Origin of the sequence: Lachnoclostridium phytofermentans (genome assembly GCF_000733755.1) — a bacterium.
GTDB lineage: Bacteria > Bacillota > Clostridia > Lachnospirales > Lachnospiraceae > Lachnoclostridium > Lachnoclostridium phytofermentans_A.
Genome location: NZ_JPOF01000006.1, coordinates 233,326 through 254,165, shown reverse-complemented (window position 1 = coordinate 254,165; position 20,840 = coordinate 233,326). Strand labels below are relative to the sequence as shown.

Genomic DNA, 20,840 nt, shown 5'->3' with positions numbered 1-20,840 from the left:
CTATCGTACTATTCCATATGGCCATCCCATAATGCCACCAAGGTTATAAACATTAGTATAACCTTTTGTGGTTAGTATTTGACAAGCTCTGGCACTTCTTGCACCACTCTGACAATATACATAGATGGTAGCATTTTTATCTTTCGCTATGGTGCCAATCGTTTTCTCAACAACAGATAACGATATATTTTTAGCTCCTTTGATATGACCAGATTGAAACTCATAATTTTCTCTTACATCTATCAACATAATATTTTTATCATTCTTTAAATTATTAGCAGCTTCTTCATACTTTATTTTTTTAATAGAGGAATTTCCTCCAAATGTGCTTAAAATGTTATCTAAAAATCCCATAAATAGTCCTCCTTACATTTTTTATCTATATTGATATCATTGTTATTTTCGTATGTTATTGCATTACAAGATTTGTTCTTGTGTCGTTTTATGTTTTTAGTATAAGACTTTTAAACTAATTTTACAGTGACTAGATTACATAAAGATTATTTTTGTTATTAGATTAACGTCTGGTTCTTTCTTTTTCATAAACTAGAAGCAGTTGCACAATTATATATTTTTTTGTATAGTTAAGTTAATTTAAAGAGTTATTAAAAGTGTGTTATCTGTTATATCTCTGGAAGATAAGTAGAATGGGAAATCATTTAATGATAGAAAAATTAAGAGAACTAAGAAGGATAAGTAATATGCGAATTGGACAATTAAAGAGCGATCTGCTACAATACGATGAAATAGTACCCTTGAATTTCTCTATTGAATTAGAAGGGATCAGTGCATTATGTCTGGCATTTACAAGGGTAAAAGATACTATTTCTTTATGGTTGTTAACAAAAAATGAAGAGGAAGAAAATCGTAAGTTATTAGAACAAAAGCGACGTAGGCTGCACAAGAAAGAAATGTTAGGCAAATTAAAACGAAGAGAACAGATATTAACGAATGATGTTGAAAGGGATGCTTTATTACATATTAAATGCATTCATACAGACCATAAAGATTATTTCGTTACCTGTAGTTCCTCTACCCCTTGTAATCAAAATGAGAGTGAAATCATCCAATTTATTACATTGTTAATGAAGGAAAAAGTCACTTTTTCTGGTTGGGATGATGTGGAACTGAATCACTTAATTATTACGAAAGTTGACTTGAAAGGTAACTTTAAAAGAATCCCAAAGGGTCTAAAAGAACAAGGAATAGAACTAGAATTTCAACCTTATTTTATAAAACACCCAGTGAAAAAGAGAATTACCCTTAAGGCTGGTAAGCAAAATCGTAAGATTACATATAAATTAAAAGACGGTACTATACAAACAGCCTATATCTTAGATCTCTTTTTCTATGATATCTGGAAGGAGGAAGAGAAACGATTTGAAGACCCAAAATATCAAAAATATTTCACTATGGAACAGCTTGAAGAAATGAAGTCTTCTTTTTATAAAGCATTGGAAGAGAATTATCCCAAAGGCACGCTGATTCCTGTAATTGAATATGAGAGTCTGGATGGGGTCCAACTTGATTTTTATAGTAAGGAGGAGTTAGAGGAGATTATTATTCCAAGAAGTGGTTCTTGCAGTAGTATGATGTTTTTATTTAAAGCAGAGAAAAAAGAAGGACTCCATGGAATGAATAGAAAGCAAAAATCGTTAGGTGGTATCAGAGATATTCCGACTATTATGGAAGTAGAATTATTAGAAATTCAGTGTAGACAAGAGAGAGAAAGTATTAAATTTAGTTTTGAACAATAACCTACAAGGGAAGGAAGCTTTGCAGGAATACCTGTTAATCATAAAAAGATATAGAGGAATAACAAAAATCAAGGGTTTCTTAATATGATTCAATATATCTTAAACAATAGGGGGAATGACAATGACATATTTTACTGCTGATTTGCATCTGGGGTATAAGAAAATATTAAAATTTCGAAAACAGTTCCCTGATATACAAAGGATGGACTCTTATCTAATTACAAGGTGGAATCAAAAAGTGAAAGAGGAGGATATCGTATATATTCTAGGAGATTTGACTCATAAATCGATCGATTCTGATAAAACCATTGAGTATCTTAATAAGCTTAAGGGACAAAAGTACCTTATCCCAGGGAATCATGACCTACACCTACTTAAGGATGTAGATCTTAAAAATTGTTTTGAATCCGTTGACCTAATGAAGATGTTAAAAATGAATAACAAAATCCTAACCTTATGTCACTTTCCTTTATTAGAATGGACGGACTCACACCGAAATGTAGGGGAAGGGAAAAGTCTTCTTTTATATGGGCACATACATGATTCTAAGACAGAGGGAGTCTATGAGTTTTTAGCTAGAAATTATCCTTATGCTCTTAATGTTGGGGTTGATATCAATCATTTTGAGCCAGTAACATTGGAAGAATGTAGAAGGAATAACGCATTCTTTTTTGATAGATGACCCTTTCGTCTAAGCTGATTTTATAGCGTATATGAAAGATAGAAGTAATTTATAGGTAGGGTAGTAATCTTTTCATGGCAATATGCTGACGATAAGCTGTACGATAATCGATAAATTGAGAAAGAAGCGATGATGGAAAATAACACCATAATAAGAAAGTTATTCTACAGAAATGAGGGTACTATGATAAAATTAACAGATAATGCAAAGAGAGAGATCTGTGAGAAATTATCCATTGATGACGCTGCCTTAATCTTTCTAGGTGGTGGAAGAGAAGATTCAGATGGTACTGTTTTTACATATGAAGAGGATTCTAAGAAAAAAGTACTAAAAATTCTAGCATTTCCAGAAACTGAAAAATTACGCAGCATATGTTATGGATTATTGTGAAGGTAAGAATCCTGAAAGTGCTGAACTAACAGATGAGTTAGTTTATCATCGGGGAAAGCTGACAGGAAAATCTCATACAATTACTAAGTCATTTCAAGAAAAGATTGAGGATTCTAACCTTGGATTTGAGCAGGAAATAGATTTTTTTACGAACTGGTGCAAGGATACTGAGATAAAAGTTGCTTGGAACCAGATGAATCAGACCTTAAAAAGTTTCAGTCGTTGCATAGATGACTATGGATTTATTCATAATGATAACCATCAACATCGTAGAATGTTATTATTTACTTGCATGCAAGACTGGTTGAATACAGAACCTGAACTAAAGAAAAACTTTAAAGAAACTATTTTAAATCCTCCTATGATTCATTAATAGATGATGTAGCTTTATTCCAGTTATCTTTAACCTAAACTATTCGCATTGACATTGTTAGATTGGTATTGAATGATTTGAAATAAATAAAGTATAATGTTCATAAGCAATGAAATACTTTCGTGTTTTTGTTTGTTCTGGTAACTACATTCTACACAAAAAAGGTAGTACTTTTTATTTGAAAAAGTACTATGACCTTGTTAACTTTAAGGTTAAGAAAAATGAGTGCTGAATGCGTAGATATGGTTATTAGATGAAGAAGTCAAGAATAATAGCGAAACTGTGAACCATATAATGAACAGGAATTAAAGAAAAGAGATCTTTAAGTCCAATAATGATTAAGATTTAAAGTAGATTTTATTATATTTGTATAGATCAAGGAGTTTTAATATATGAAGTTTTATTTCGCACCAATGGAGGGTGTGACTGGATATATTTATCGAAATATTCATCATTCTTACTTTCCTAATGTGGACAAGTATTTTACCCCATTTATAGTAGCAAATCAAAGTGTAAGTTTTAAAACAAGAGAATTACAGGATATTAAACCGGAACATAACCAAGGGATGAATGTAGTCCCTCAAATATTAACGAACAATGCACATGATTTTATACAGACTTCAAAAAAGATAAAGGAGTTTGGATACGATGAGATTAATTTAAATCTTGGCTGCCCGTCTGGAACCGTGGTGGCAAAAGGCAAAGGTTCTGGATTTTTAGCTAGGAAAGAAGAATTAAATCGTTTTTTAGAAGAGGTATTTAATGCAAATGTCACAAAGATCTCGATAAAGACAAGAATTGGACTAGATAATCCGGATGAGTTTCAGGATCTGATGTTAATCTTTAATCAATATCCATTGGAAGAGTTAATTATACATCCAAGAATTCAAAAGGATTTTTATAAGAATACACCGAATCTAACCGTATTTTCGGAAGGATTAAGTACAAGCAAACATGAGGTTTGCTATAATGGCGATATTTTTACTGTGAATGATTATAAAAACTTTATCGTCAAATATCCACAGGTGAATGCAATCATGCTTGGAAGAGGAATTATCGCAAACCCAGCTCTGATACAAGAAATTACATCAGGTGTGGGTTTAGATAAACGTGTCTTAAAAGAGTTTCATGAACGCTTAGTAATAGAATATAAACGTATTTTGTCTGGTGACCGTGATGTATTATTTAAGATGAAAGAAGTATGGCATTACTGGGCATACATGTTTACCGATGATGAGAAGTATAGAAAAAAGATTAGAAAAGCGGAGCGATTTTCGGATTATGAAAGAGCGGTCGAAAACTTATTTTTCGAACAAGAGATAAAAAAAGGGGCAGGTTATCTTTCTTAAGGTCTATAATTTTAAGATGGATTAAGAAGTTTTTACTAAGCTGTCTTTCAATAGACATAATGATTCTATGCAGCATATGTTAAATAGAAGGATAAGGATAAGGATTACAGTTATGGATTTTAATGAAGATTTTTGTTACCGTGAAAAGGACCTATATAATACAAAAGAGTTTGAGGAATGTGATTATTCAATACCAAGGGAAGAACAGATGCGTAGGAATAATCAAGAAGGTGGATTAGTGGCTATCTACGGGACGATTGTTCATATTGACACCGTATACTCAGAACAAAAAAAAGATTGTATTGAGTATTATGATCTTTCCATACAGACAGAAAATAATAATGAGGTTCATTTTATTCTCAGTGCAAATACGTATTTTGTGGATTGTTTTTATGATGAAGTTGGAGCAAAAGTGGTTGGTTTTTATGATCCTATGCAGCCGATGCCTTTAATTTATCCTCCTCGCTATCAAATCAGAGTGATTGCTCTAGAGTTACCTGGACGATTCGTAAAAGCTGATTTTTTTGACTGCTTTTTAGTAAGTCAAGATAATCAATTACAACTTGAGGTTACGAATAATACGTATATTATAAATGAGGATCGAGGTACACCTTATTGTGGTAATATATCGAATAAATATATGATTGTTTTATTCAGTAGAACGACGAGGAGTATTCCTGCTATAACACAGCCTAATGTAATAATTGTTCTTCGTTAACAGAAAACAGAGGAAATAGGGGTTATGAAATATTTCATTATTATAGAAGAAAATATCCTATGTAGATAAAAAAGGAGGATTACCATGGATAGTGAACGTTTTATAAAGACCTATTCACAAGGATTTTCTAACGTGAGCCAAATTTGGGTGGATCGAGAAACCGGAGTGAATTATCTTTTTCATTGTTATGGAAACGCTGGTGGATTAACTGTTTTGTTAGATAACGAAGGTAAGCCTGTGATAACACCTATTAATAAATATAACGATGGATTCTTGAAATAATTATAAAGAGATAATTAAGATTCGAAAGGTTGCAACCTAATAATGAGTCTGAGTTATCTCTTTTATTATTTCTATAGTTTGAACTAAGAGGTTATCTCCATCTCGTATCTATAGTTTAAACAAAGATGCTATATTCTTCTTTCATCTATAGTTTAAACAAAGAAGCTATAGATGAGAGATGGAGATAGCTATGATATATTACATAAGTAGAAATATTTATTAACAATATCTTAGCTATTCTCTCTTTTATAACTATCCTATTAAATAAATTTAACAAAATTATTAAAAGAAGCTTTTCACATTGGAATAAATATGGTAGAATAATATTGTCAAATTATGAAATACATTGTATAATTAGAAAAACTAGATAAAAGTTAATAAATTTGTCATAATTACGACACATTTACGTAGTACAATTGTAATAGTAGTTTTAAAAAGCACAAAATTGAATGTTAACGAAATTTCAATAATAAGAATACTAGATTGGATAAGGCTTTATAAAGTCGGGAAAGGAACAGAACTCATGTTACCATTTATGAGAAAAAATAAGTTAAGAATTGCTATTGTAGGCGCTGTAGTTGGTTTAGGAGCAGCAGTAGCTACTCCGAATAGTTCAGCAATGAATAATGCGCAGGAGGTTAATGCAAGAGCACTTGTTGCACAACAACTTAGTTTCACTGATATAACACCTGGTTTAATAAATGTAAATCCAAGAAGTCTTGAGAATGAGATTGGTACATTTTCATTAGATAATCCGGGCGAAGAAGATAATTCTTCATTAAATACAGAGAATACTAATAAGACTCAAAATCAAGAGAACTCAAAGAGTCAAGAGAATGAAGATAATTCGTTAGAAGAAAACTCAGACGATATTCAAGGGGAATCTGATCAAGCAGATATTGCTTTATCTAACGAAAATAATACTTCAGATATTTTATCCTCTGCGGAAGGAGCAAATGAGGATACTACGGTGATGTCCGTAGAGGAACCTCTTGATACTCTTGAAAAAGAAGAGGAGCCTATTGTTGATGAAGAACCAGCTCCTAAGTTTTATACGATTGGTGTGAGACATAGCACAGTAATGACAATTCAGCAAAGATTAATGGATCTTGGCTTTATGGAGGATGCGGAACCAACTGATTATTATGGCTCTATTACTGCCGATGCAGTAACGATGTTTCAGAGACAATCTGATTTAAAACAAGATGGCATCTTAGGACCAGAAACCTATGAGATGTTATTATCGGATAGCGCGAAACATTATGCTGCTAAATTAGGTATGGATGGTGCTGATATTAAGCGTATCCAACAACGTCTTTATGAAATGGGATATCTTGCTTCTGCTGATATGGTAACAGGGCATTTTGGCGATGTAACAGAAAGCGCTGTAAAGAAAATGCAGGAAAACAACGGTCTTGCCTCAGATGGTAAAGTTGGTGAGATGACGGTGGACTTGCTCTATAGTGAAGAAGCGAAACCAAACCTTATCGCTTATGGAGAACAGTCAGATATCGTATTAGCTGCACAGAAGAGATTAAAAGAACTAGGTTATCTTACAACGACTCCAGATGGTAAGTATGGTAATGATACATCAATAGCAGTAAAACAGTTCCAGTCAAGAAATGACCTTGTAGTGGACGGTTTCTTAGGACCTTCAACGAGAGAAGTATTAAACAGCTCTAGTGCAGTTCCAAACGGCTTAATGCTTGGTGATAGTGGTGAAGCAGTTAAGCGTGTTCAAGAATTATTAAATAAATATGGATATATTTCTTCTGACAACATGACCGGATATTTTGGTGAAGTTACAGAAGATGCGGTAAAGAGTTTTCAGAAGAACAATGGTTTATCTGCTGATGGTAATGTTGGCGTTATGACCATGACAAAGTTAACAAGTTCAGATGTTGTGAAAGCAGGATCTACTTCCAGCGGAAGTAATAATTCTGGTAATTCCAATAGCAACAGCGGATCTTCTAACTCCAATAATTCAGGAAATTCTTCATCCAACAACTCAAATAACAGTTCATCCAATAACAATTCTTCAAACAGTAATTCCAATAGCGGAACAGTTAGTGGAAGTGTGAGTGAATTAATTCGAGTTGCGAAATCTAAGGTCGGATCTCCATATGTTCTTGGAGCAAAGGGACCGAATGCATTTGATTGCTCCGGATTTATTTATTGGTGTTTAAATCAGGTTGGTGTTAAACAAAGTTATATTACATCAAGTGGTTGGAGAAATGTTGGTAAATATAAGAAAATTACAAGTTTATCGAATGTACAAGCTGGTGATATCATTGTTGTTAGAGGACATGTTGGTATTGCGGCAGGCAATGGTAAGGTAATCGATGCTTCTTCCTCAAGTGGAAAAATTGTTTATCGTGATATTACTTCTTGGTGGAGTAATCGTTTTATCGTAGCATGGCGTATCTTTGATTAATTGATTAGGATTTAAGAAGCAGCAAAGAGAGAAAATTATCAAATTTCTCTCTTTGCTGTTTTTTATTGTTGCTTGATAAATTTCATAATCTATTAGTACTCCCATATACTATAAAGAGCTAGTACGAAAGTAAGTTGGAGGTAATTATGAATTTAGAGAAGCAAATATTAGAGTTTTTAAATAATAGCCTAAACTGGTACCTCTCTACTACGCCATGTCTTGTTCTAGAGAATACAGAAAGAATTAATTCAAATGAATTAGTAATATTTGAAGTAGAAAATGTAAGCGAATCTACAGATGCCGAACGAATGAGAGCCATAGAGAATATATTAAATTCGTTACCAATTAATGAAACGAATTTTTTTTACATCATATATGGATTTCAAGGAGTAATAAGATTCTTTTACGGAATAGCTCCCAATCTAGAATGTCAATTAGATGAAGGCTTCATTAGAAGAAATGTTGATTTCAGTGCTGAAGTTTTATACACCTCATTAACTGGAAATTTTGAAGATAGTGAAATAGTTCAAATTAATCAGGAGGCGATTTCAGACCTTCTTCAAGAAATTGATAGTTTTAGATTCAATGCAATGGTAGAGGGAACGCCTGGTGTACTTACTACAACAAACTTAAATTTAGGGATTGACCGGATATCTACCATCATGAGAGAGGATGATTTTGTATATCTGGTAATAGGGCAACCTTTTACCTTACAAGAAATTGCTTGTTTTATTGATCAAATAGAAGAAGTTGATAATCTATTATCTCTGATAACGGAAGAAATCATTACGAAACAATGTTCCGATACTAATGCTAATTCTTGTTCTAATAATCTTACGAGTGCTGCTTTGAATATAGATACTTTCTCAAAAACCAGGCAAACACAAACAGGAATACCGATTATTGGTGAGAAAAACGAGGGTGAAGAAATCATCGAAGAAAATGATGAGTTAGAAGAAATCGTTGACTCCCAAATTATTAAGTTAGATGGTACTGTGAAGTCGAAAACTACACAAGGTGTGATTAGTAATGTATTAAGTAATACCAATACTCTAACGAAGACAGACTCCACAATCATCAGGGATGTTTTCGGAAATATGAGTGCTAGAGAATGGAGAACTTATATTCAGACGGTATTATACCCAAGACTGAATTATGCATTAGGAAGCTCATTGTATCTTTATAGTTCTGTTTTAAAGACAAATAAGAAAGCTGTTTTAAATAAACTAGAGTCGATTACTCAATCAATTTATTCTGGAAGTAGCGGAAATAATGTCCCAATAAAGTTTACTTGTATTAATGAAAATGAGATCGCATTAAACGCTTTTCAAAATTTTCAGTTTTTAAATTATGTTCAAATTCAAAACTGTCATTGTAAAACTTTTTCCTGTGAGGAGATGAAAGCACGTAAGGTTTTTTCTCAGGTATTATCTTGTGAAATAGCGTTTGGTGGAAATTTAGTTTCAAGTAGAGAATTAGGGATAATGGTATCTTTACCGAATAATCTTACATCGATAAATCCCTCCTCGGAGTATTTATTAAATGATTATTGTGTGGATAGCAATGGCTTCAAAGCTCATGCTGTAATTATAGGAAATTATGTAAAAAATGGAGAAATTATAACATCGCAAAAAATAGTACTTACGAAGAAATTATTAACCCATAATATATTCCTATCTAGTACCGATCAAGAGTTAATAAATAGAATATTATATCGCATTCTGGAAGAGAGCAGCTTTTCTTATCTAGTCATAAATACAAAGAGTAACGAGCAACTGAATCATATGTTTGAAAATTCTCGGATTTATGATGGACATGATAATGAAACTGGAATCTTTCCTATTAATTTATTTCAGTTTTATGAAGATGAACAGATCCAAACGCAAGTGGATTTTTTAAAACTCTGTTTTCAAACGGTATTACCATTATCAGACGCTTTATTAGGTATCGTGGAACGAGGGTGTTATGAGTGTTATGCAGATTACGGTTGGGATATTGATACAAGTCAAAATTCATGGTTTGGAGAGAATACATTTACAAATACAGTGAATGCATTTCCAATGTTAAGTGACTTAATTGATAAAGTAAAAATATTGATTCGTAATGAAATATCAGATAACAGTATAAGAGATGAATGTAATATGGAGCTAAGATCAAAACTTGAGGTATTATTATTAGGGAAGAAAGCGAGCATCTTCAACGTTCATCAAAGTATTGATTTTTTTACTATACTAAAGCAAAAATCGATACTTAACCTTATGTCTTTATCGAACCTAAAGGAGAGAGAATATTATCTTGCCTTACTTATTCAAAAATTATATCAAAGTACAAAAAAAAGGAAAGAGGGGGAGAAAGAATTTCATTTTATTACTGCTTGGAATAGTCTACATGAATTATTTCCTAAACAAAACCCACTATCTTATAAACGCTTGGAACTTTTTGACCGTTACATAGAACAAGCCACCGAAGTCGGACTTAGTTATTATTTATTCGATTCAACACCAAGTAAAATAGATCACGATATTCTAAAGCAAATTTCAACAGTATTAAGTGGACGCCAAGTAAAACTGGAAGACTTAAAGAGTATAGACGATTGTATAAGGTTAACTGAGGATCAGAGAGAAGCATTGTTTGAGTTAGAAAAAAATCATGTTCTATTTTCTTTTGATGACACTTCTTTTGTTTATGAATGCGAATGCTTTTAGTAATTCATTGATTTCAAACTTCTTTTTTATTAGTATCATAGTTTGATTCATAGGTATAATCCGGAAGAATTATAAGTTTAAAAATTATGCATTTTAGTTATAATTCTTCCTAATAATTTGATTAAATTGTGCATAAATACCAATTTATGTAATATTATTTCGTCATGTTGAATATTGTAAATACTTACATATCCATTTATGATTAAGATACTAATATTTTGTACGTAAATAAGATCACCTAAGGAATTAAAGTGATAACATAGGAGTGCTATATGTAATCACTTACATTCTTACTTTTTTATACACGAAAGGAGGTCAGGGGTTTCATTCCTAGTTGTACCATTTGAATTATGTGTTAATCCGTGTTTTTTAAAGACAGAAAGAAATGATTAGCTCATCTATTGTGAAAGATATATGAGATGAAAAATTTTCTTTCTAAGTGTGAGAATCAAAAGGTTACTTTCTTCTAATTATGGGATGGCGCGAAGCGCAAAATGGAGGTAAATATGAAATTAGGGAAGATTAGCAAACGAGTCGCATTTGTTGTTACTTTAGCCATGATGTTCGGATTATTATTACCTATGATGAAATCTGAAGAGACCTTAGCAGCAACGACAACAACACATGAATTAAATGTTTCAACTTCGATGACAGTAGGTAAATACACATCTGATATTACTGTAAATGGATTTACATTTATAGCAGGAGGATCTACATGGGAAGTAGATAGTTCTAATAAGTCTTATGGCAGTGTATCCTACACCCAGAGAGTAAAATCCGGTGGTAAGGGTACTATTAGTAAGAGAGCCATTTCTTTTACTGCATCTGGAGCTGGTCAATTAACTGTTTATGCGATGAGTTCTGGAAGTAGTTCTAGAAGAGTAACTCTATATGGGAACGGAAAAGATTTAGAAAGTTACACAGCAGTACAGGATAACATAACAGCTATGACATTTACAATTCCTAATTCAGGCACCTATGTTATTTATCCACCAGATGATGGGATTAGCTATTACTATTTTAAGGTAGTTAAGACAGACTCGGCGCAGACTCCAACCCCAACACCTACAATAACACCATTAACTCCAACACCTACCACGGTACCATCAACCCCTACACCTACAGTAAAACCTACTCAAACACCAGTACCAACAGTAACTACTGCACCTACTCCAACACCTTCCACATCGGATGTAGTTTATGTTTCTAACAGTGGTTTAGCAAGTGCAAGTGGTACTTATTCCAATCCAAAGTCCTTAGAAGCAGCGATTAGTTCAGCGAAAGCTGGTCAAACCATTTATATGTTATCAGGAACCTATACATATAACACACAAATTACGATTCCAGTTGGTATTAATGGTACCTCTAGTGCAAGAATCAAATTAATGCCATACAATAATGGAAGCGTAACGCTTAATTTCTCCTCTCAACCTTATGGTGATACTGCAACTAATGCACGAGGTATTCAGCTTGATGCAAATTATTGGCATATTTACGGTATCCGTGTTTATGGATCTGCTGATAATGGTATCTTTGTAAGTGGAAAAAATAACATTGTAGAAATGTGCGTTTTAGAAGCTAATCGCGACTCTGGCTTACAAATCAGTAGACGTACTTCAAGTTTGTCAAGCATGTCTGATTGGCCTGCAAATAATCTCATCAAAAACTGCACGTCCTTTAACAATTTTGATACTGCCACTGGTGAAAATGCTGACGGATTTGCTGCAAAATTAACTTGTGGTGAAGGGAATGTATTTGATGGGTGTATCGCTTATAATAACGTAGATGATGGATGGGATTTATATACGAAGACAGATACCGGAAAGATTGGTAGTGTAACCTTAAGAAACTGTGTTGCATTCCGTAATGGTGCAACAAGTACAGGAGCCTTTACCGCTAATAGTGATGGAAATGGATTTAAACTTGGTGGAACTAGTATAGCAGTAGCTCATTACGTAGAAAACTGCATTGCATTTGAGAATAAAAATCATGGCTTCACTGATAATTCAAACCCTGGTCCTATTACATTAAAGAATTGTACTTCCTTTAATAATAGTTTAGCTGATGGAAATAAATCCAACTTTGATTTTGCTAGAGCAGACTCATCCAACAATTATTTTACCAATATTATTACCTTCAGTACAAAATCTGTTTCAAGTGATAAGTATAAGGGAACTGCTACAAATTGTAGCTTTTACAATAGTTCTAAGTACTATCTGATCACTTCGACTACAAGTGTTAATTCAAGAAGTGGAAGTTATGGAACATTAAATACAACAGGTGTTAAGACTTCGGACTTTGTGTCCTTATCAGCACCAACTAGTAGTACAAATTTACACCAGACATTGAGAAATTCCGACGGTTCCGTCAACTTAGGTAGTTTCTTAAAGTTAAGTAGTTCTTCTGCATATAAGACAATGGGAGCGAATCTTGGAAATTAAAGAATAGCTTTGGCATCGGATGAAACCAAGATACAAAATATTAGGCGAATCGATCTATGTTAACCTATGAATATACTTTGGGAATTTTATACTTTGGGATTATAATACTTTTACAAATTATTTCAATAATAGATTATTAACATTATGAAGAAAAAACTGGTTTAAGAAAAGTTAAGTTATTTAGAAATTGATAGGATGTTTTATTTTTAAGAACAGTTGGATCTTATTAATTTAAACTAACAAAAAATCTATCATTAGAAGTTAATTATTGTATAAAGAAGAAACTGAATTCTCCTACGTGAGGCTCTTTAGTCTCTAGGGTTCAGTTTCTTCTTTTTGATTGCATGTACTTAATTTTGTTAATCAGTTTTTGATTGCATGTACTTAATTTAGTTAATCAGTTTTTGTTGTTTTTAATAAAATAAGTTTACTTTTTAAGTTTGTATTCGGATAGATAATAAGACAATAAAGTTTTGATAACCCTTAACTGATAACTCATCAATAATCACTTCTTCAAAGAAATAATTATCAAGCATTAGCTTATTTTCTTTTGCATAATGTAAGATACGTTTATAAGTCTCATCAATGGTATCATATCCTTGCGTGTGATATGCGGTTAGATAAGTACCTGCTTTCTTTTCAAATATATTAGCACCAGGAGGAGATGATTTTATCGTAGTATAATAATAATGATAGGAAAAACAGTCACCTAATTCTGCATTTTTCCGATCTAATATTTGTCCAACTGCATATGGAGAAGTAATCCCAAAGGTATTACAGTATTTCATATGATTACTAAAAGATTCAGAAAAACTACGATCATCGGAGGAGGGTAATGCGGTAGTGACTAATAGCAATTCTTCTGGATAATTCTTATGCGTAAGAGCAGTGATATCTGCTTTATAAAAGTCTTTTGTCACCTTGATCTTATTTGAAATTAGTTGTTTCATGGCTAAAAGGTGTTCTAATTGTTGGTCGATATCTTCCTGCTGCTTTTCTAATAATGTGATAAACCGTTCAGGAGTTCTAGTATCAAGATATACTTTAATCTCTTTTAAGGACATCCCCAATTCTTTTAAGGATGTAATGACATAAAATGTTTCAACTTGGAAAATATGATAGTAGCGGTAGTCATTCTCCTTTTTAATCTCGGGGGAGAAGATACCAATGGAATCATAATGAAACAAGGTATGTTTTGTAACTCCAACCAAAGCTGCAAACTCTCCGGTGGTTAAATAATTTGACAAATTAATTTTCATTCGTTTTACCTCTTGACTATCGGGTTACCCTATACTTTATTATACCCAGTGGTGTATCGCAATTCAAGCATTAGATTGATTATTATTGTTAAGCAATATTAATTGGGTTGTTATAAGAAACTATATATAAACTTTTACAGATGATATTGGAGGAAACTATGGAAAATAATTTATCAAAAGAATTTCATTTTGGATCATTACTCAAATTTGCCCTACCTAGTATGATTATGATGGTGTTTATGTCATTGTATACTATGGTGGATGGTATCTTTGTTTCTAGATTTGTTGGTACGCAGGCACTTTCTGCAGTTAATATTGTCTATCCGATTTATAATGTAATCATTGCAATCGGGATTATGTTAGCAACCGGTGGTAGTGCGGTTATTGCAAAAAAGCTTGGTGAAAAGAAAGAAAAAGAAGCGAAAGAGAATTTTAGTTTAATTATATTGGTTGGAGCAATCATTGGGGTTTTGATCTTAATCATCGGATTATTATTTTTAAAACCCTTACTTTATATGCTTGGCTCAAATGAAAACTTATTCCCTTATTGTTATTCTTATGCTAAGGTTTTATTATTCTTTGCTCCTTTTGGTATTTTACAGTTGTTATTTCAGTACTTTTTTGTAACAGCTGGAAAACCAAGTTTAGGTCTTTCGGTTACCATTGTTGGTGGTTTAGCCAATATGATTCTTGACTATGTATTTATCGTACCTTTGGAGATGGGGATTTTAGGGGCAGCATTGGCAACTGGTATCGGTATTGCAATTCCTGCAATTTTCGGCTTAATTTACTTTACGGTAAACCGAAAAGGAACGCTTACGATAGTAAAACCAAAGTATGATGGTAAGGTATTACTACACAGTTGTTTTAATGGATCATCTGAAATGGTAAGTAACATAGCAATCGCAATTGTTACATTCCTTTATAATATTATTATGATGCATTTCTTTGGGGAAGATGGTGTAGCTGCAATCACTATTTTACTTTATTCACAATTTTTATTAAATGCAATATTTTTAGGTTACTCTATGGGTGTAGCTCCAGTATTTAGCTACAATTATGGAAGTGAAAATAAAAAGGTGATTAAAAGAATATTTCGATATTCATTATGGTTTGTCACCTTAACATCAATAGTTTCTTGTTTTCTTGCAATAACTTTAGCTCCCTATATTATAGCTATATTTGCAAAAAGAGGTAGTAGTGTCTATCAAATTGCGATGGATGGTTCCTTATTGTTTAATTTAAACTATTTATTTGCAGGTATTAATATCTTTGTTAGTTCCCTATTTACTGCATTTTCTAACGGTAAAATATCTGCCATTCTATCTTTTTTAAGGACTTTTGTTTTTATTGTATCCGGCTTGATTTCATTACCGATGATATTTGGAGTTTCTGGAGTATGGTTTGCGTTAACCGTCGCTGAAGCATTAACGATTGTTGTTAGTATCTTATTTCTAATTAGATATCGAAAAAAATATCATTATGGAGCTTAGGCTTGCTGCATTATTCTCCAAAGAAATAATGAGTTAATGAAGTTACTTGATAAAATTATTTAATATTACGATTCAGACACTATAACTTTGCACTTTACTTTAACACCATCCTCTTGACAATACACATAGGCAGTACCTTTTTTATGTGAATAAATTTTCCCTTCGTTGCTTACTGTAACAACATTGGAGTTACTTGTAGTAAAAATCGGAGTATTTCCAGAAGAAACAGTCGCATAGAGAGTTTTACTTTCTCCTTTTTTCATAAAAATTTCTGTCTGACTTAATGTTATTTCTGGTTGCTTTACTGTTATGATACAAGTAGTGGATACACCATCTACTGTAGCAGTGATTGTTGCAGTTCCATTTTTCATAGCAGTAATTGTGCCAGAAGAATCTACGATAGCAACACTCTTTTTATTTGTTTTGTAGGTTGGGAGAATGTGGGAAGAAACAGATGCGGTTAAAGTGTAGCTTTGGTTACGAAATAACTTTATACTAGAACGGTCTAGTTTAATCGTTGGTTTTTTTACAGTTAAAGTACAGAGCGATTTTGAACCATTTGCACTGACAGTAATCGTTGTCGTCCCTGGCTTTATTGCAGTAATAAAACCTGTTTCATCAATAACTGCAACAGATTTTTTACTGCTTTTATATGTAACAAAAGATCCATCTGAAGTTGTTGCACTCAATTGATAAGTCTCTCGATTTTCAAGGGAGACTTTTTGTGCGTTTAGAGTTATGATTGTCTCTTTCACAGTGATTATACAGGTGGTGCGTTCTTTTCCGACAGTAACTGTGATCGTGGCGGTACCAGGTTTTTTGGCAATCACTTTTCCGAAAGCATTGACTGTTGCAACCTTAGAATTACTACTTTTAAATTGTGGCATGTCTAGTGTGAATGAGAGTGGAATCAATTGATAATCCTCACCAATATTTAAGGAAATGTCTTGGTCAAGGACTATGACATAGGAAGCAGCAGATATTTTCTTTTGATGGAGTGGAGTTGTACATAGGAAAATTAAGATAAAAGATAAGAAAAATAATTTGATATTGTTTTTTGTCATAGATATCCTCCATAAGATAAGGAGAATAATGCAAGTTAGAAATGCAAACCTAAAGCTAGCTTATCATAGAACAATAAAAATGTCAAATTATGTTATATGATTTGGCTTTTACTATATTTAAATCGGAATGGACTGGGAATAAAGAAAAGAATCATGAAAAAATCACGTTGAAGATGATTGATGCAAAGTAAGAATGTTATGAACTGGGGAAATGTGAATTATCATATTCATTATGCGACTCGCATAAAATATATAATAGTGAAGTATGGGATGAGATGTAGATGCCGGAGGTCCGTAGGAGTATGAAAGAATGGGAAGAACAACGTAAGGTGTATAATCCGCAGGATGCTTCAAACGACAAGAAGTCAAAGAATCATTATTTTCTCGCATCTACGGATTATTTGAATTTTAGCAAGGATGGATTAGGAGAAGTAAGAATCTGTAATCCAAGCGTTTCCAAGAAAGACATGATATTGGATAAGCTTAGTTACATAAATTATAGCTACGCAATTATAGGGGTAGATGCTTATATTTTTGCAAAGCTAGAAGGTGAACTCTTGACTCACGAGATTCAAATTGAAAGTCCCTTATCGTTTGAAAAACAGATTAGTTTATGTGAAATTACATTTGGTAGAAATCTAACTTTATTGGATGGATTGCTCTTATATCAGTATATTATACCGAAGCATCAGACTGTTTATGAAGAATTAGGGAAGCCACTTGTCTTAACTCCCGGAACTGAATGGGTATACCAATTTCGTATACTGAATCAGGTAACAGATGCTTGTATTCGTATGGGAGTTCGTTGGTGGGAAAGGTGAGGTCATGGAAGATAATATATATGATAAGAATTCTTCTTATGGAGAGTATGGAGAGAATCAAGATGATTTAATCATACAATGGATGGAGGAATTTGGTACCAAAGAAATGGAAGCAAAAATGCCTCTTAATCAACAGGCATATCAATATGATTACATAGGGACTTCAAAAATTATTTCCTTTTTACGAGAAGGAGCAGGAGCTATTATTTTAGCTAATCCAGAAGATTCCAATACCAAACTATGTGTAGAGAAGATAATCTATCATAATTATTCAGACGCAATTCTTAGTGTTGAAGTATTCCATAATGTTGAAGTGCCAGTGGATGCTTCTCAAAGCAATCAATATGCACCAAAAGATTTAAGTAATTATCCTCAGGAACCTTTTGGCAAACTGCTTTCTCATGAAAATTTGGCTTATCATAAAGATTATTGTTTTTTGTCCTCAACAATTAATTCCTATCAGTCCATGGATGATCCTTTTCTAAAGGGGATGGTACTAACTCCTGGTACGAATCTTGCTTATGTTTTTCATATTGTAAATCAACAACCACAAACCGTAATCTCTGTCACATTCCATTGGACAGAGATTACATAACATGATGGTAAATAGTACAGATTGACACTTATATCAGTTTTCTATAAAATAAGCAAGGTAAATAAGTTCATTAGAGTTCAGGCTGTGATAGGATAGAGACAGTTTGAACTCTTTTCTTCCTAAGTGGAGGTTTGTATGAAAAAAACAAAATGGTTAGCGTATCTCACCTTCGCAGTAACCATCGTATATGTGATATGGCGTATCTTCTTTACCCTTCCATTCTCCTATGGATTTCTACCATTGTTTTTTGGATGTCTATTATTAATATCTGAATTGATTGGTTTTTTAGAAACTTATCAAATCTATGTTGGATATTATGTTGAACCAGAAAGACCTAGTATGAAAGAAGATGATTATCCAGATGTCGATGTTTTTATCGCTACTTATAATGAGCCAGCAGATTTATTGCGAAAGACGATTCATGGATGTTTATCTATGGATTATCCTGATAAAAATAAGGTTCATATTTACATCTGTGATGATGGAAGCAGAGAAGAGATAGAATCTCTTGCAAAACATATGAAAGTAGGTTATCTAAAAAGAGAAGAACATAAACATGCAAAGGCAGGTAACTACAATCACGCATTGGAATATACATCTTCTCCGTTAGTCGCTACATTTGATGCGGACATGATTCCAATGAGTGATTTTTTGATTTCCTTAGTTCCGTATTTTTTTCTACCTTTTTATGAAAAAGTGGATGGGGTATGGAGAAAAAAAGATCAGGTTAGTGAAGAAGAAATAAACGAGCAAAAAGTTGGCTTTGTTCAGAGTCCTCAAAGCTTTTATAATGCAGATTTGTTTCAATATAATCTTTATTCTGAAGGAAAGGTACCGAATGAACAGAACTTTTTCTTTCGCCAGGTACAATTAACAAGAAATGCAAATAACACAGCAATTTATGGTGGTTCCAACACTATCTTATCAAGACAAGCCTTATTAGAGGTTGGAGGATTTTACACTGAGTCAATCACAGAGGATTTAGCGACAGGATTATTGATTCAAAGTAAAGGATATCGTTGTTATGCAATCTCAGAGGTTCATGCAAATGGATTATCACCAACAGAAATAGATAGTTTATGTAAGCAGCGAGAGAGATGGGCAAGGGGTTGCATTCAAACCTTTCGGAGATTAAAAGTTCATAAATTAAAAGGATTGACTAGGAAACAAAAGAGAAGTTATTTCTATTCGGTGCTTTATTGGTATTCTCCATTAAGAAGAGGTATGTTTATCTTAGCACCAATCTTATATACTGTATTTCATATCCGAATCTTAGACAGTGGTTTCCTAGAACTAGTGATATTTTGGCTCCCGCAGCTACTTTTATATAACGGTTTATTAAAAAAAATGAATGGAGAGATCCGTACTTCAAGATTAAGTAATCTCTATGATACGATAATGTTCCCATATTTAATTCCGACAGTAATTCTTGAGACATTTGGTATCAGTAATAATGTATTTCATGTTACGAACAAAGATAGAAAGAATGTAGCGAGTGATTCACAAAAACGCTTTACTAGAAGGTATTTTATTATCTTTCTCTTTCTATTGGGTTTGACTATGGTTGGAGTGATTCGTTGCTTGAAAAATATAATCTTTTTGGGGCAGATTGGTTATCTTATCCTTCTTTTCTGGTTGATTGTAAATGGGTATTATGTATTAATGTCTATTTATTTCATGCTTGGTAGAAAAGTAAACCGAGAAAGCGAGCGAATTCAGATAAGAGAGAAGATAACAATTAAAACCAAGGATCAGGAGATTGATGGAATGAGTTTGGATATCTCCGAGAGTGGCTGTGCTGTTCTATGTGATTTTCCATATAATATCTCTCCAAGTGATATTCATACTTTGATTATTTCATATGGTGGGCAGAATTGCTATCTAAAAGCTAAAGTAGTTCATGTAAAAAAAGAAAAGGAAGGTTATCGCTTTGCATTTTCCTTTGAAGACGTATCAGAAGAAAACTTATATTCTCTTTACACCCTTTTATATGACCGAATACCTCCAATGCCTACAACGGTAAGTAAGAAGAGCAGTTTCTTTGAAGATTTACAAAGTAATATCAATCATAGAAAAAGAAAAGAAATCTATTCCAATCGTAAGTTACCAAGAATCTCTATGAATGAGGATTTTCTAACTACTACAGGTAATATTCTTAAGGTTACTAGTTTTAACTATGAGTATTTGGTTATAACAAATCCCAATATAGAAGTAAGGGATGATCTAGTAATCTTTCATAAAAGTTATCCAGAGTTATTGTTTCAGATAGAATTTATACGTAGTTATTCGAAGGGGCATGAGGAATCACACTTGTTTTACATCTTAAATAATAAAGACTTAGGAAAGTCACCAAAACTACATCTGTTGATAAAATCGTTGTATGAAAATCAAATCATAGAAAGCGAGAGAATAATCTCAATACAGAAAAAGAAAGAAGAATATTTCCAAGAGATTGATTTTATCTAAAATAGTGTATG

17 protein-coding genes are annotated in these 20,840 nt (G+C 32.8%); 14 read left to right on the top strand and 3 right to left on the bottom strand.

Annotated elements, in window-relative coordinates; genetic code table 11:
- Positions 1-354, bottom strand: coding sequence for a rhodanese-like domain-containing protein (locus CC92_RS0114540; RefSeq protein ID WP_051650918.1), 354 nt, complete (start codon positions 352-354; stop codon positions 1-3).
- 293 nt (positions 355-647) lie between these two features.
- On the opposite strand from CC92_RS0114540, the gene CC92_RS0114535 reads away from it, so the two are divergent.
- The 10 genes from CC92_RS0114535 to CC92_RS22810 all read left to right on the top strand — a co-directional run bounded on the left by CC92_RS0114535 (position 648) and on the right by CC92_RS22810 (position 13,131).
- A complete protein-coding gene (locus CC92_RS0114535; RefSeq protein WP_029505029.1) occupies positions 648-1,757 on the top strand; it encodes a hypothetical protein in 1,110 nt (369 codons plus the stop codon).
- Positions 1,758-1,878: 121 nt separating this feature from the next.
- Entirely contained in the window at positions 1,879-2,439 is a 561-nt protein-coding gene (locus CC92_RS0114530) for a metallophosphoesterase (protein WP_051650917.1), read from the top strand.
- Positions 2,440-2,622: 183 nt separating this feature from the next.
- Positions 2,623-2,829, top strand: coding sequence for a hypothetical protein (locus tag CC92_RS0114525; RefSeq protein ID WP_155998504.1), 207 nt, complete (start codon positions 2,623-2,625; stop codon positions 2,827-2,829).
- Positions 2,816-3,202: a hypothetical protein gene (locus CC92_RS0114520; RefSeq protein ID WP_029505026.1), complete on the top strand. Its 387-nt coding sequence runs from the start codon at positions 2,816-2,818 to the stop codon at positions 3,200-3,202. The genes CC92_RS0114525 and CC92_RS0114520 overlap by 14 nt, the downstream gene beginning before the upstream one ends.
- 392 nt (positions 3,203-3,594) lie before the next feature.
- Positions 3,595-4,551: a tRNA dihydrouridine synthase gene (locus tag CC92_RS0114515; protein WP_029505025.1), complete on the top strand. Its 957-nt coding sequence runs from the start codon at positions 3,595-3,597 to the stop codon at positions 4,549-4,551.
- 112 nt (positions 4,552-4,663) lie between these two features.
- Positions 4,664-5,269, top strand: coding sequence for a hypothetical protein (locus CC92_RS21075; protein ID WP_051650916.1), 606 nt, complete (start codon positions 4,664-4,666; stop codon positions 5,267-5,269).
- Positions 5,270-5,353: 84 nt separating this feature from the next.
- Entirely contained in the window at positions 5,354-5,551 is a 198-nt protein-coding gene (locus CC92_RS0114505; protein ID WP_029505023.1) for a DUF6440 family protein, read from the top strand.
- A gap of 523 nt (positions 5,552-6,074) precedes the next feature.
- A complete protein-coding gene (locus CC92_RS0114500) occupies positions 6,075-7,985 on the top strand; it encodes a peptidoglycan-binding protein (protein ID WP_242841371.1) in 1,911 nt (636 codons plus the stop codon).
- Between the two features lie 146 nt (positions 7,986-8,131).
- A complete protein-coding gene (locus CC92_RS0114495; RefSeq protein ID WP_029505021.1) occupies positions 8,132-10,690 on the top strand; it encodes a hypothetical protein in 2,559 nt (852 codons plus the stop codon).
- A gap of 506 nt (positions 10,691-11,196) precedes the next feature.
- Entirely contained in the window at positions 11,197-13,131 is a 1,935-nt protein-coding gene (locus CC92_RS22810) for a right-handed parallel beta-helix repeat-containing protein (RefSeq protein WP_197035803.1), read from the top strand.
- A 434-nt stretch (positions 13,132-13,565) separates the two neighbouring features.
- Here CC92_RS22810 and CC92_RS0114485 read toward each other — a convergent pair whose 3' ends face one another.
- Positions 13,566-14,390, bottom strand: coding sequence for a MerR family transcriptional regulator (locus tag CC92_RS0114485; protein WP_029505019.1), 825 nt, complete (start codon positions 14,388-14,390; stop codon positions 13,566-13,568).
- Positions 14,391-14,548: 158 nt separating this feature from the next.
- Here CC92_RS0114485 and CC92_RS0114480 point away from each other — a divergent pair, with 158 nt between their 5' ends.
- Positions 14,549-15,883: an MATE family efflux transporter gene (locus tag CC92_RS0114480; RefSeq protein ID WP_029505018.1), complete on the top strand. Its 1,335-nt coding sequence runs from the start codon at positions 14,549-14,551 to the stop codon at positions 15,881-15,883.
- Positions 15,884-15,948: 65 nt separating this feature from the next.
- On the opposite strand, the gene CC92_RS0114475 is transcribed toward CC92_RS0114480, so the two are convergent.
- Positions 15,949-16,947, bottom strand: a complete 999-nt coding sequence (locus CC92_RS0114475; protein ID WP_051650915.1) for an Ig-like domain-containing protein — start codon at positions 16,945-16,947, stop codon at positions 15,949-15,951.
- Between the two features lie 302 nt (positions 16,948-17,249).
- Here CC92_RS0114475 and CC92_RS0114470 point away from each other — a divergent pair, with 302 nt between their 5' ends.
- From CC92_RS0114470 to CC92_RS0114460, 3 genes are all read left to right on the top strand, one after another.
- Positions 17,250-17,768: a hypothetical protein gene (locus CC92_RS0114470; RefSeq protein ID WP_029505016.1), complete on the top strand. Its 519-nt coding sequence runs from the start codon at positions 17,250-17,252 to the stop codon at positions 17,766-17,768.
- A gap of 4 nt (positions 17,769-17,772) precedes the next feature.
- Entirely contained in the window at positions 17,773-18,363 is a 591-nt protein-coding gene (locus CC92_RS0114465) for a hypothetical protein (RefSeq protein WP_029505015.1), read from the top strand.
- A gap of 135 nt (positions 18,364-18,498) precedes the next feature.
- Positions 18,499-20,829 carry a glycosyltransferase family 2 protein gene (locus CC92_RS0114460; protein ID WP_029505014.1) on the top strand — a complete coding sequence of 777 codons (2,331 nt, stop codon included), beginning with the start codon at positions 18,499-18,501 and terminating at the stop codon, positions 20,827-20,829.
- Positions 20,830-20,840 lie beyond the last annotated feature (11 nt).